The sequence below is a fragment of the Rhodocytophaga rosea genome (assembly GCF_010119975.1).
Taxonomy (GTDB): Bacteria; Bacteroidota; Bacteroidia; order Cytophagales; family 172606-1; genus Rhodocytophaga; species Rhodocytophaga rosea.
The window spans coordinates 5,841,289-5,855,407 of sequence record NZ_CP048222.1 but is presented as its reverse complement, the minus strand read 5'-3'; the positions used below and the strand labels follow the sequence as shown (position 1 = coordinate 5,855,407).

The window sequence follows — 14,119 nt, the reverse complement described above, 5'->3', positions numbered from 1 at the left end:
AAAGGGGTAATGCTAAACATTACCCCTTTTTTTTCACAAGTCTATTACTTCCATTATATTGGCCGGGTTAACTTTTACCCAGTATATTTCCATGAAAAAACTGATTATTATTTTCGTATGGCTGCAAGGCGTAGTGCTGCCAGCCATCGGACAAACACTGCCTGACAGCAGTAATGTAAAATTACCTAAACCAGCGCCGGATAAAAATGAATTAAAGTACAATCTGAACGAAAGCGGTTCTCACTATTTTAAAGTTACTTTTCTTAACCAGACATGGCTGCGCTATAACCAGAGTAATCCGGGTACTACCGTGATGGGCGAACCGGCCAGTGAAACATTTGACATTGGATTACGCCGCACCAGGATACAGCTATATGGACAGATTACAGACCGGGCCTTTATCTATTTTCAATTCGGCCAGAACAATTTTAACTTTCTGAGCCAGAATGCAGGGAACCGGAAATTACAAGCTTTTTTCCATGATGCATTAACAGAATATACTGTATTTAAAGGCAAGAATTACCTGAAACTGGGAGGTGGCTTAACTATTACCAATGGCCTTTCCAGGTTTAGCCAGCCCAGCATCGGAAGTATTCTGACCATGGATGTACCGGTATTTGCCCAGGCCACTGTAGACCAGACAGATGAATTCTCCAGAAAACTGAGCGTATTTGCCCGGGGGCAGGTAGGAAAGCTCGATTATCGGCTAGCCATAAGCGATCCTTTTCCAATCACCACCAACGGAACCACCCCACCAGCCATTTCTGCCAATTCCAGTTTTGCCCAGAGAGGTCATCACAAGCAGTATCAGGGATTTTTTACCTGGCAATTTCTGGATAAAGAAGCCCATACTACACCTTATATGACCGGAACTTATCTGGGTGCCAAGAAAGTATTCAATCTGGAAGCCGGATTTATTACACAAGCAAAAGCCATGTGGCATATATCAGAAGGGATTGATACTGTGTATACTGCCATGAATTTGTGGTCGGTAGCAGCTTTTCTGGATACTCCTTTAAACACAGACAAAGGTACGGCGCTTTCAGCCTATGCCGGTTATTTTAATTATGATTTTGGTCCGGGCTACATCCGCTATAATGGAAGTATGAATCCGGCGAATGGTACTAGTCTGCCCATTTCCGGCATAGCCAATACACAAGGCAATGCTTTTCCAATGTTTGGAACTGGCAGCATTGTATACAGCCAGCTGGGGTATTTGTTTCCCAAGGATATGTTAGGTGAAGGAAATGGCACTTTGCAGCCCTATGCTTCGCTGATGTATGCCGACTTTGAACGCTTAGCTGATCCGATGGCTGTATTTAACATAGGCATTAACTGGCTGATGAAAGGGCATACGAGTAAGTTTTCACTGGATTATCAGAACCGTCCGGTGTACAACGCCGATGCGAGTGGGGCTACTGTAAGCTCCGCCCGAAGAGGAAGTGTCGTTTTACAATACCAGATATTTATTTAGAGATTGTATAAGGTAAAAAGGTTAATCTTCATACTTATTTTAATTTCAGTCAAGCCATAGATCTTATTTATGGCTTGATTTTTCTCCGGATATACACTATCACATTACATACTATAAGTTCAGCGTAAAACCATTATCTGTAAGTGAATCTTTAAAGCTCACCCAAAGCCCAAAACAATTCTGGAAGAACAGCTTTTTTGTACGTGCTACAGAATACCCTGTTTTAAACATTCTTACACTATTATTCTTCGTTTATTTTAATACATCAACTGTAACCATGGCCAAAATTCCTCCTTTTCATTCCATCATGCAGAAGATCTACCATGATGACACCAACTGTCCGGATGCCCGTACAATTCAGGTGAATCATAAAAGACAGGGAACGGCAGGCAAACAGAAATGCCTTTTTTGCCAGAGGCTCAATGTAAAAGCTGATATGATACAGGAAGTACGCCAGTAAGAGTTAAAGAAAGTTGTTCTCTTATTTTTTGACAGGAATAATATAGTATTCCTCATGAATAAAACGCATATCTTCTGCTAATCCCAATGTAAGGGCATGAAAGCCGATTACCTCTATTTAGGAGACAAGTACACCTTAGCAGAACTGAAACACCAGCCCTGCCTGGCCATAGGGGTATCCAACGGAAAATGTATCCGTGGAAAAAACGGAAGTATGCTGGTACAATTCAAATTTGGAATTATATGTGTAGTAATCGGAAGGCCGCTCAGAAAAACAGAAGGATAAAGGCTGATTTTTTAGCAAACATACAGGCATTTAACAGCTATTTCCTATATTGGATATCTATTGACTACTTTAGTTTACATCTACAATCCGCTCAGGTGCCATGTCCTGCCGACTTCCTTTTTTCCGAGCATTCTTACTTGCATTATGCATTTTAAGCTTGTTGAGCCTGTCTTATAGTTGCCGGAAATCAGATACAAACTGGCCGGAATACAACGGCGATGGGCAAAAAAGCCATCATTCACCTCTGGATCAGATTACGCCAGCCAATGTAGCACAATTACAGGTAGCCTGGGCCTATGCTTCGGGAGGCGCCGATACAGTGGGCAACCGCACCCAGATTCAGTGTAACCCCATTATTATAGAAGGCATTTTATATGGCGTTTCGGCCAATACACAGGCTTTTGCATTAAATGCTGCGACCGGCAAAGAAATCTGGAAAACAAATATAGCCAATACCGAAGGTACGACCAGCCGGGGACTTACTTACTGGACAGATGGTACAGACAAGCGTATTTTCTTTGGAGCCGGAGATGGATTATATGCATTGGATGCCACAAGCGGAGCAGTTATTCCCTCGTTTGGGCAGGCTGGGCGCATTCAACTGAAAGAAGGTATCGAACGGCCGGGGCAGACAATTATGTGCGGGCAAATACCCCAGGTACGATTTACAAAGATTTAATTATTATAGGAACCAGGGTATCGGAAAGTGAAACAGCTTTGCTTGGCGACATACGGGCCTATCAGGTGCGGACCGGTAATCTGGTGTGGACATTTCATACCATTCCAGATGAAGGCGAATTTGGCTACGATACCTGGAAACCAGCTAATCCACGGCAACGCTTAGGTGGTGCCAATACCTGGGCAGGAATGGCCATTGACCGGGAAAGGGGATTATATATGCGCCTACTGGTTCGGCGGCATACGATTTTTACGGAGGCAACCGCATCGGCGACAATTTATTTGCCAATTGCTTACTGGCCCTGGATGCCAGTACCGGCAAGCGGCTCTGGCATTTCCAGTTTGTACACCACGACATCTGGGACCGTGATCCGCCTGCGCCACCAAATTTACTCACCGTAACTCATGAAGGAAAACGCATAGACGCTGTAGCTCAGATCACCAAACAAGGCCATGTATTTGTGTTCGACCGGATGAGTGGAAAACCTTTGTTTCCGGTAGAAGAAAAAGCTTTTCCTACCGATGCTATTGCTGGCGAGCAACCCAGCCGGACACAACCTATTCCCCTCAAACCAGCTCCGTTTACAAAACAAACTTTTACTGAGCAAGATATAAATCCCTGGGCGGCTGATAAACCAGCGATTGCAGAAATGCTGCGCAAAGCCCGGACCGGCAGTCCTTACATTCCGCTTACCGGAGAAACGACTATTTTCTTCCCGGGAACCGACGGAGGTGCTCAATGGGGCGGAGCCGCAACTGATCCGGAAGGAACTATATATATTCCTGCCAAACAAAATCCGGTTTATTCAAGCTTAGTGCTGCGGGAAACGCTTGCCTCAACATTGCCGGTAACCAATGCACAATTATATCAATCTAATTGTGGCGCCTGCCATGGTGCTGATAGGCGGGGTAATCATGATGGTTCGTATCCTTCCTTGCTGGAGATTGAAAAGCGGCTTTCGGTTGAAAATATTCACCAGATACTGCTAAAAGGCCAGGGTATGATGCCTTCTTTTTCGCACTTGCCGGAAGCGGAACGCAAGGCTATTGTGGATTTTCTGCTGAACAAAGAGACATCCGAACCTACTTTACAAGTTCAGCAAGGCGAAGTTCCTTATCAGCATACCGGCTATAACCGCTGGTACGACAGTAAAGGGTATCCGGTAAGTACGCCTCCCTGGGGCACCCTCACGGCTATTGACCTGAATACTGGCGAACACAAATGGCAAGTGCCTTTGGGAGAATACGCAGAGCTGACCCAACAAGGTATCCCTCCTACCGGAACCGATAATTATGGGGGTCCACTGGTAACCGGAAGCGGCCTGCTGTTTATTGCCGCCAGCAAAGACGGAAAATTCCGGGCTATTGACAAACAGACCGGAAAAACCCTCTGGCAAACTACCTTACCTGCCGCCGGTTATGCCTCGCCAGCTACTTATTCGGTAAATGGCAAACAGTTTATTGTAATCGCCTGTGGTGGCGGAAAACTCAAATCCAAATCCGGCGACCTATATGTAGCGTTTGCGCTGGAGAGTGAATAGAAGATATTTTATGGGTATCAAATAGGTAACAGGGAGTAATCATAGCCAGGCGCAGATGAGTAAATCTGTTTGTACTTATTATTCTGTGCTTTAGTTGGTATAATCTTCGTATGTTAAACCAAAGCACCCGGATAATAAAGTTGCATCTGTTTGACAGGAATTAAGTTTTCCTATCGAAGCAATGTAATACTCTGCAGATCCTTGCGGATATAACCGTATTTGAAAGTAAGTGGCTGTAGCTTCGGTGGTAAGGTTGGTGCTGCTTGTCATCAGGTTTTTTACCTGTACCGGAACCAGGGTAATTCTACCCATCTCAGGTAGCATATCCCATTTCCCGAACCGCAGGCCGAATACCCCAAAAAATATTCTTATCCTTCGCCTGGTAAAATCAATTTCGAGGCCTTCAGTTAGTGTAAGCGCAAAAACACCCAGCACAATCAGTAAAAGCCCCAACAGGATTATCTTTGTTAAAACCACTATACCCACGATAATTAAAGCGATAGCTGGTATTAATGCATTAGCAAAGGTGGGCTTTGTTTTGCGCACATATACAGAAGAAGGATTCATAAGCAAGTTTTGCCTTTATGGATAATTAATAGCAACAGTAACTATTGGTACACTTTTCAAAGTATGGCTGTGTATAACATACCAAACCTGCAAGCCCTGCAATTTTAACATTTTAAACCATTTCAAGATTTAACTGTACTCATTTGAGATATTTTTTTATATTGTGTAGCTAATATTTCAGAAATGAGCGCCACCAGAAAAATCCTGCCATTACTCATATTTTGGCTGACCATCAGCGTTTGTGGTCTGGCACAAAACAAATCCGATTTTGTAGTTAATAAAGGAGAAGTCGTGATCCAGATGATTCCTCTAGAGGAGCGGTACCGCTTTCCTCAATTTGAGCCTGGAGAAGTATATTTCCGCAATAATACTTTTATTAAGGCTACACTTAATTATAATCTACTGTACGGAGAAATGCAATTTATCAATCATCAGGGAGATACTCTTGCTTTAAAAGGAGAATACAGAACAAAGCTTATTACTATTGGCAAACACGTATTCTTTTATGCTTATAAAACAGGGTATCTGGAAGTAGTGTCAAGCTATCCACAGGTAAAGTTAGCTAAGAAACAAACTATGGAATTAACCGGAAGTGAAGTGCCTCTAAAAAGCTATTCTATGGATGCACCCCTTATAACCGGCCTTGAAAGTTATGGAAGCCCCGGCTCTGTACTAAAAGGCGAAGACTGGAATTTACTGGAACTTTATACCCAGAAAGCGCCCGGAGATTTATATTTTGAGAAAAAGACAACGTATATCATTATAGATAAAAACGACCGTTTTTATGAAGTTACTAAAGCTACGGTGTTGAAATTATTTCCTAAACATAAAAAAGCCATTGATGCCTACATCAATGAATATAATCCTGATTTTAACCTGAGAAATGATGTACAAGGGCTGCTTGCTTTTTGCAGTCAGTTAGATGCACAATAGAATGTATAGCAGGATATTGAGCAAAGAAAAAGTCAATATCCTGCCATACCTATATAGCTTTTGTGCCAGAGAACACATAATCAATCACTACTATCACTTTATATACATCTTAAAATCTCAATATCTGCCTGCAATCAGCTAATCTTTATAATTGGATCATTTAAATATATGAGTTCTATCAAAATAATATTGCCATTCCTCATAAACTGTCTGGCAACCAGCTATTATGTGCTTGCACAATCTACAAGCGATTTTATAATTAATGCAGGAGAAGTAGCCACTGAAATAATCCCATCTGAAGCCCAATACCGCTTTCCGCAGTTTGAGAAGGGAGAAGTGCATTTCCGGGACAATACCTTTATCAGAGCTACGCTCAATTATAATCTGCTGTACGGAGAGATGCAGTTTATCAACCATCAGGGAGATACTCTTGCTTTAACTGAAGATTATAAACTTAAACACATTACAGTGGGCAAGCATCTGTTTTTTTATGCCTATAAAGTAGGCTTTTTGGAAATACTATCAAGCTATTCACAGTTAAAATTAGCCAGGAAACTAAACCTGGAAATTAAAAAAAGCGCTGTTAAATTAGTAGGTGGTTCAGGTGGTACTTTTGCAGGTGGCCCTGGGAATAATATGAATGGTCCCGGTAAAGGCTCTTCCTATTCTTCTGGCTTTAGTTACAGGGAATTATATACCCGGAAAGCCCCCGGAGATTTACAACTGGCTAAAAAAGATACGTATTTTATTGTAGATAAGAATGACCGTTTTTACGAGGCTACTAAAGCTACCGTGATAAAATTATTTCCCAGGTACAAAAAAGCCATTAATGCCTACATCAAGGAATATAAGCCTGATTTTAACCATAGAAATGATATGCAAGGACTTCTGGCTTTTTGCAGTCAGTTAAGTGCAAAATAAAAAGCCTCTCCAACGGATGAGGCCTTTTACACTTTACAAAATACACTTAGCATTTTGTATGCATATATCTTCCATCAGCCGAAAAGGAAACCTTTAACAGATTTAGACCATTTTCATTTTTTACTAATTTTTGTATTCAAAATTTTGGGTGTTTCTTAAATGGAGTGTATATCAAAAAAAGTTTAATTAAATTTTAATCCAACCCCTTCATTATTTAATCCTATTTTAATACCTCTTCCCTCAAAAGCGGGTAACTTTCCTGTGATAGTAGAATCTATTCTATGTCAAATCATCAACAATGAACCAGCCAGCTGGCCTGGTTCATTCACAAAGAACCTCAGCTCTGCTGAGGCTTTTTGTTTTATGATTAACACAAATTGTGCGTTCTTTTACACGTCAAGATCCTATTGTTATTGTGCTCCCATTCTTTGGTAGTGACCCCGGAGAGATTCGAACTCTCGACCCGCTGATTAAGAGTCAGCTGCTCTACCAACTGAGCTACGAAGTCATATATAGTAATAAAGAGGATAAGAAAACTTAATATTACAATTTAAGCAAGTTTTTAATCTATTTAATCTCATTTCTAAGTGTTCTACTTTATCACTTCTTTGTCCGTAAAGCAAAAAAGCCTTAATTCTTTTAGATTAAGGCTATGATTGTTCCTCTGACCGGACTCGAACCGGCACTCCCTTTTGGGTTAGCATGACTCCAGGGATAATGTGCTTCCCTTGCTAGTTGGGTCACCGCTCCGCCAAAGCGAAGCCGCTATAGGTGCTTCCGCAACCCCGAGTCTGCGACAGGCGATATCAGGCTTTTTTCCCCGCTCTTCCAGGATTGAGCTACAGAGGCGAATAGGTGAATGAGTGATTGGGTGATGGAGTGAGTGAAAATTTAGTGTATAACCTGAGAATTGACTCCTATACTTTCAACATCTTAATCCTGACAATCCTAGAATTTGATATATCCAGGTTCCAGACGATCACTCATTCGCTTAATCACCATTTATATAGGGTAACAAGCCAAATGTCTATGTTGCTCTATCCGCTGAGCTATTCCGGCATACGTTAAAATGAGAGCCGGAAGCGGGACTCGAACCCGCGACCTACCGATTAAAAGTCGAAGTAAGACAATTGTACGACACCTATTTTATTTGTTGTATGCCCGGAGGGACTTGAACCCCCGACCCCCTGCTTAAAAGGCAGGTGCTACCACCAACTGAGCTACGGGCACAAAACTTCTGTTGTTTGCCCATAGTACCCAGCTGGATGGCTGCTACAGACAATATTTACGTTTCTTATCTTCCTTTTTCATAAATGTGACAGTAAATTGTTGAATATCTTGATAAAGAAGGAGTAACAGGCAACCTGAGGTTCGGGGCAGCGCTTGCCGGGAGTCGAACCCGGATACCTTTGCTGCACAGTGGCAGCTATGATATTCCTCCCCTAATGGCAGCGAAGTATCTCAATGTTTACGACATCCTTCTGTATGGTATATGCGCTGTTAATTACGCTTTGTTATACCAGTTCTTTTTTATTATAAGTACGGTCTCCGGGTTTCAAATTCAGATCTCTGATGTCTTTTACCCACTCTAATTTTAAATAAGGCAGGGAGGCCTGAATAGAATCATATTTTCTGAACTGTTTCCTTTCTGTTGCAAATAGCCTGTTCTCTGTTTTCTTATCAATGTCAATGGGAGCTTTATCATAGGGAAAAAAATCGAAAAATATCACATTCCATTCACCATATCTGGATAGAAGCACCAATTCTGCCGGGCACTCGAATTCTATGGTTTGTATGCCAAATTCTATTTGCATGTCACTCAACAAACACCTTGCATCTACTAAAGTGGGAGCCTTTTCATATGTTGTGCAAGAATGCCATGCCCATACAGGCGCATGATTATTACAAGATATGTTCCTTGTCTCCATTTGTTTCGCCATCCATTGGTAAGCCGGCACGAAATTATTTTTGGGTGAATACTCATCCCAACGTATCTGAAGTATTCCTTTCGTTTTCAGTTCCTCTATTGCTTCTGTAGCCTGAAATGTCCAAAGTCTGTATTTCTTTTCTAACATTGGATTTATGTCGAGATCAAGTTGTTTCTGGTTGGTAAACATACTGGTTTATGTTTGAGAGTTTATTGTTTATGTTGCCAGCAACATAAAGTAAACACCGTTTACAACATTTTTCTGAGAATTTAATGAGTGGTTGAGTAAGTCAGCGTATATTATTCACTCAATCACTCATTCACCATTTTAAAAGGGCTACAAGCGCACAGCGTACATATTCGGCGTTCTACCATTGAACTAACTTTGACCTTCATCAAAGCGTGGGAATCGAACCCACAACCTCCGGCGTGGATGGCGAAGTAACGCTGTTCTACGGCACCTTATAGTAATTGTTAGAGGTAAAAGCTACAAGTCTATTGGCTCACCTTGCATAACCACCAGGCCAGATTTGGGAAAGCCAGATACAGGAATCGAACCTGTACCTTCCAATAAAAGTCGAAGCAGGACTTATATACGACACTCTAAGTTGTTACTTATTAGACCTATAATTTTTGGGGTTACAAGCAGAAAGCCTTCTTTTCATTGCTCTACCTACTAAGCTACTCCCGACTTTTGCCTGGAGGCAGGATTCGAACCTGCGACCCATGAATGAGTATAGCGAAGTATTGCTTTCCTACGACACCCATTATATTTTAATTAATTCACTTTATTTCATACGCATCTTCTGTATAAATTTTTCCAATATACCTATGGCCCTCTTTATCTTGAATGGTACACTGGCAAGTAAGCAACCGTAGGGCTCGGTATTTTTGAGAAACATATATATCAAATACGGCTTCCGTAATAAAATCCTTTTCAAATCCGGTACTTTCCAGGGTTTTGATAATGATTTCCCGCATTTTGGGAAGATAATACAACATAGGAAGGACTTGCAATTCAATCGGCTTCACTTCTTCTCTAAAAATATCAATCTCAACATCCCGGATGCCTTTACTATTGGCCATCAGAATTATCCAGTCTGCCATAAATCCTTTATCATAATAACACATAGCGCTAAAATAGCTTTGTGTCAGAATATTAGGAAGACCATTTAGATTTCTCCGCTTTGCCATATTCAGTTATTTTATAAAACAGAGCAACAAGCAGATAGCGTGTTTTCAAAGTTAAAGTTTGCGAAGGAACGCTATCCTACGGCATCTGTTAAGCTTTTATCAGATAAAACAGAGAAGGGCGATGAGCGAAAAGTCTCTATATAGCGTGTCTACCATTCCACCATTCCGGTTAGTAACCGGAAGCAGGACTCGAACCTGCACGTTCTTGCGAACACTAGCACCCAAAGCGAAGAAATACTTTTCTACGGCACCTTCTCTGTTAGTTAAGAAATTACAAGTGTATGCTTTCAATGCTGGATACAACACTTTCTCCTTCTTCCAGGGCCACCATCATATCAAACAGTTTTTCACTCCACCCACCTATGGTCATCACACCTTTGTCAAACAATGTATTGCCATACCCTTTTAAATCTACACTGTAGGTAACTACATGCGGATTCATTTTACGGTAGTGCTGGAATAATTTATTAAAATCATTTCCTACCCGGCGTTTATGATCATACCAGTTACATTTGCTACCCACCTGGCAGTCGGAGAAAATAACGATACGGTCTACCATTTTTTTAGTGTCTATTAACTGCTCCATCATATCGAAAATACCTTGCTCTGTAGAGGCTCCACATTTTTTTGCAGCTGTATTCACAATGGCAAAGTTTTCAAAAACATTTTTATTCCGCTGTAGCTCAGGTGTAATAAGTCTGTCGCCAAATAAGCCAACGATTGTGTTTTGTGCCCGCATCCAATACAATACAGCAAACAAGTTGGCTATATCAGCTGTGGTACGTTTGCTCATAGCAGATACTACAGACTTGCCTCCAGCATCTCCATACATGCTGCCCGAATTATCAGAAAGAATTAAGGTAATTCCATCAGCTACAGGAATATTATCAGACGCCATGATTACTGCCTTTTCAAGCGCCTGTAAAGCAGCCTGGATTCTGTTCTTTTCCTTTTCTGCATGAACCTGGCTTTTCAGTTCAGTTTCCAGCTCAGCATAGGCTGATAGGTAACGGAAAGGCAATTGTTTAGAAGTTTTTACCCGCGAACGGTCAGTAATCACCTGCAAAGCTGCCTGTACGGCCAGATCTGTTCCCTGTGTAGTAATGTTGCGAAGGTTGCGTAACAAAGCCATATAGCCTATCTTTCCACTCAACACCAGTTCTTCCCATTTTGCAGCCTTTTTCTCTTGTTTCTCCTTTTCTGAACCAAACGGCATTTGTCCTAACTTTGACAATTCTGTTTCCCAGGTATAAGGTACCGGTAAGGTATCGGCTACTAACTGATTAAATATTTCCTGTTGCGTTTCACTTTTAGCTTTTGGGTGAATTAAAAATAATGCATCTTTTAGCTTTACATGCGCATCACGGTTATATTTAGCTAACTGATAGGCATCAAATTTATTAAAACTGCCTGCTAAGCCTTTCTGTATCTGTTTGGAAAGTTTGTTAAGTTTTTTAACTCCTTTTCTTTCATTGGACAACTCATAATACGCCAGCAGTTCTGTGATTTCATCTGCCCGTTGCACAATACGCTCCACAGTACGGCTTACCAGATTATCACCTTTATGCACCTTTGCCAATTCGGTTACTAGTACCAATGGAACAGTTCGCAGGTACATTTCTTCACGGGTATATATAGCAAGCTTTGCTACAAAAACAGGATCAACCAATGGCACAAGATTCTTGATCCGGACCAGACGGTCATCAGCCTTTTCATAGTAAGAATTATCCAGCATGGTGCTTACTACCGTTGTATACAATTCCAAAGCAGGCGTAAGTATATAAGCTTTTCCGCCCATGTAGTTCACTGTTTCATTTGCCTTACTAAAAAGTGTATTAAATTTCATGATCGTAGTGTTTACTTGTGCTTTTGTTTCATTTGATGATTCAAAGTTGCAAGCCCAGTGCGCAGTCTTTTTGCGCAGTAAAAACTTTTTTTTATTTTTCTTAAAAATATTTTCAGAAGCCACCTAAAGCATGATTGTGTAGCTTTATACTCAACATATTTGTGTAGAAAAAATAAGAACATCCCCTACCCCTTTGATAAGGGGGAATGTAGTAATCTATACTATTAGGCAGTATACATGTATCTAAAAACAGTAATGCAAAGTCCACAACAAAAAATTAAAAAAATTCCATGCGCGAGTGTATAAATGAAAAGCGGGGTGAGCGGAAGCCTTAAGCGGGGAAGCGTTTTTCATTTTGCCTTTTTCTTTTGTTACTTTTCTTTTGGGCAAGCAAAAGAAAAGTAAAGACGGCCCAAGAACATATAAGAAAATCTATTTTACACACTAATACCTCAACTTACTTCGATTATCCATTTACTAATCTTTATGCCTGTTAACCGCAATGCCCTCATCCGCTACCGCACCCTCGACAACTGCCTGCGGAACAAATACCGGAAATATACCCTTGAAGACCTGATCGAAGCCTGCTCAGAAGCACTCTACGAATATGAAGGCATAGACAAAGGCGTAAGCCGCCGGACAGTACAAGCCGATTTACAAATGATGCGCAGCGATAAACTGGGCTACAATGCACCCATTATTGTCATTGACAAAAAATACTATGCCTACGAAGACTCAGACTACAGCATCACCAATATTCCCCTTACCGACCAGGATTTGCATAAACTATCAGAAGTAGTGGATATACTCAAGCAATTTAAGGGATTCAGCCATTTTAAAGATCTAGGCGAAATGGTGCAACGGCTGGAAGACAAAATTTACACTTCTAAAACACATCAGGAAACCTTTATTGATTTTGAAAAAAACGACAACCTCAAAGGACTTGAGCATCTCACTACGCTGTATAGCTCGATTCAAAAGAAAAAGACCTTGCTCCTCTCCTACCAGTCGTTTAAAGCCAGAACCGCCAGCAGTTTTGTATTCCATCCCTATTACCTGAAAGAATACCGCAACCGCTGGTTTGTGATGGGCTGCAAAAGCAAAAAAGAACCTCTGCTTACTTTGGCTTTAGACCGGATCATCAGCATTGAAGAAACCGACAATACTTTTATTCCCTGCATAGACATTGATCTTTCGCAATATTTTAAGCATGTGATTGGGGTTACTGTGAATGTAAATCAAGCTCCGGTAGATGTAGTATTGTTTTTCAACCAGAATACAGCGCCTTATGTACTTACCAAACCGATTCACCACTCACAAAAGCTGGTTGAAACACACAGCAATGGCATTGTTATTTCTCTTCATGTGCAGCATAATTTTGAACTGGAGAGAGAAATACTGGGTTTTGGCGATTCTGTAAAAGTACTGGCTCCTGAAAGCCTGAAACGATGCATCAAAGAAACGCTGACCGATGCCATGGATCAGTATAACTATGAAATTCATAATGCCCGGCTGGAAAATCAGATCAAAAAGCTTACTCATAATGGTTTTTCGATTCTGGAACATGTGTACACCCGAAAAGAGATGAACCATGTAAAAACACAGATTTCCAAACACTTCCCTCCCACGCAGGATAACAAGCCAGTGTATGCCATCCGGAATTTTCTGCAAGCCATACCAGGATTACAACAGGTATTATTCAACCAGAACCTGAAAACTATCCTTTCAGCCATCAATCCACGGCTTTTTTTGTCCAAAGCTATTTATTTTGATAAGCCGCCTCAATCCAACTGGTATGTAGCCTGGCATCAGGACACTACAATTAGTGTGAAGGAAAAAATAGAAACCAAAGGCTATTTCGGGTGGACGAAGAAAGAGAATATAGTGGGCGTTTGTCCGCCGGAAGAAATTCTGAAGAACACCTTTACCCTGCGCATTCACCTTGATGATACCGACGAGAAAAACGGCGCTTTGAAAGTGATTCCTGGTTCGCATAACAAAAAGCTAAGTGATGATGAGATTACGCTCATCACCCAGAATAGTATGCCCTTTACCTGCGAAGTGGGTTGTGGGGGCATTCACCTAATGAAACCTTTGCTGCTGCATGCTTCTTCCAAAACCGTCAATCAAAAACACCGGCGAGTCATTCATATGGAATTTACGGCTGCTGACCTACCGAATAGCCTGGAATGGGCGGAGAAGATCGTATTTTAGTCGACAGTCTACGGATGTCAGTCTATGTTTTATTTGCAAACAAGCGTAAGTAGTAATTTTGAAAAAACTCTTTATCCGT

The 14,119-nt window shown here is 41.3% G+C and carries 10 protein-coding genes, 2 tRNA genes and 1 pseudogene; 7 read left to right on the top strand and 6 right to left on the bottom strand.

Annotated elements, in window-relative coordinates; translation table 11 throughout:
* Positions 1 to 91: 91 nt before the first annotated feature.
* From GXP67_RS24195 to GXP67_RS24180, 4 genes and pseudogenes are all read left to right on the top strand, one after another.
* Positions 92 to 1,474 (top strand): hypothetical protein, encoded by a 1,383-nt coding sequence (locus GXP67_RS24195; protein ID WP_162445502.1) that lies wholly within the window; start codon positions 92 to 94, stop codon positions 1,472 to 1,474.
* Between the two features lie 277 nt (positions 1,475 to 1,751).
* A complete protein-coding gene (locus tag GXP67_RS24190; protein WP_162445501.1) occupies positions 1,752 to 1,934 on the top strand; it encodes a hypothetical protein in 183 nt (60 codons plus the stop codon).
* 96 nt (positions 1,935 to 2,030) lie between these two features.
* Positions 2,031 to 2,219, top strand: a complete 189-nt coding sequence (locus GXP67_RS24185) for a hypothetical protein (protein ID WP_162445500.1) — start codon at positions 2,031 to 2,033, stop codon at positions 2,217 to 2,219.
* Positions 2,220 to 2,319: 100 nt separating this feature from the next.
* Positions 2,320 to 4,438 (top strand): annotated as a pseudogene (locus GXP67_RS24180) (outer membrane protein assembly factor BamB family protein).
* Positions 4,439 to 4,528: 90 nt separating this feature from the next.
* Here GXP67_RS24180 and GXP67_RS24175 read toward each other — a convergent pair.
* The gene (locus GXP67_RS24175) at positions 4,529 to 5,005 is read right to left on the bottom strand and encodes a hypothetical protein (protein ID WP_162445499.1); all 477 of its coding nucleotides are present in this window, start codon (positions 5,003 to 5,005) and stop codon (positions 4,529 to 4,531) included.
* Positions 5,006 to 5,188: 183 nt separating this feature from the next.
* Between GXP67_RS24175 and GXP67_RS24170 the strand changes: the two genes are divergently transcribed.
* A complete protein-coding gene (locus GXP67_RS24170) occupies positions 5,189 to 5,938 on the top strand; it encodes a hypothetical protein (RefSeq protein WP_162445498.1) in 750 nt (249 codons plus the stop codon).
* A gap of 168 nt (positions 5,939 to 6,106) precedes the next feature.
* Positions 6,107 to 6,859 (top strand): hypothetical protein, encoded by a 753-nt coding sequence (locus GXP67_RS24165; protein WP_162445497.1) that lies wholly within the window; start codon positions 6,107 to 6,109, stop codon positions 6,857 to 6,859.
* Between the two features lie 435 nt (positions 6,860 to 7,294).
* Here GXP67_RS24165 and GXP67_RS24160 read toward each other — a convergent pair.
* The 5 genes from GXP67_RS24160 to GXP67_RS24140 all read right to left on the bottom strand — a co-directional run bounded on the left by GXP67_RS24160 (position 7,295) and on the right by GXP67_RS24140 (position 11,826).
* A tRNA-Lys gene (locus GXP67_RS24160) sits at positions 7,295 to 7,367 on the bottom strand.
* Positions 7,368 to 8,015: 648 nt separating this feature from the next.
* Positions 8,016 to 8,089, bottom strand: a tRNA-Lys gene (locus tag GXP67_RS24155).
* A 284-nt stretch (positions 8,090 to 8,373) separates the two neighbouring features.
* Entirely contained in the window at positions 8,374 to 8,976 is a 603-nt protein-coding gene (locus GXP67_RS24150; protein ID WP_162445496.1) for a DUF3841 domain-containing protein, read from the bottom strand.
* A gap of 593 nt (positions 8,977 to 9,569) precedes the next feature.
* Positions 9,570 to 9,980 (bottom strand): hypothetical protein, encoded by a 411-nt coding sequence (locus GXP67_RS24145; protein WP_162445495.1) that lies wholly within the window; start codon positions 9,978 to 9,980, stop codon positions 9,570 to 9,572.
* A 271-nt stretch (positions 9,981 to 10,251) separates the two neighbouring features.
* Entirely contained in the window at positions 10,252 to 11,826 is a 1,575-nt protein-coding gene (locus GXP67_RS24140; RefSeq protein WP_162445494.1) for a TROVE domain-containing protein, read from the bottom strand.
* A 486-nt stretch (positions 11,827 to 12,312) separates the two neighbouring features.
* On the opposite strand from GXP67_RS24140, the gene GXP67_RS24135 reads away from it, so the two are divergent.
* Complete coding sequence (locus GXP67_RS24135; protein ID WP_162445493.1) at positions 12,313 to 14,040, top strand: WCX domain-containing protein; 1,728 nt, start codon at positions 12,313 to 12,315, stop codon at positions 14,038 to 14,040.
* Positions 14,041 to 14,119 lie beyond the last annotated feature (79 nt).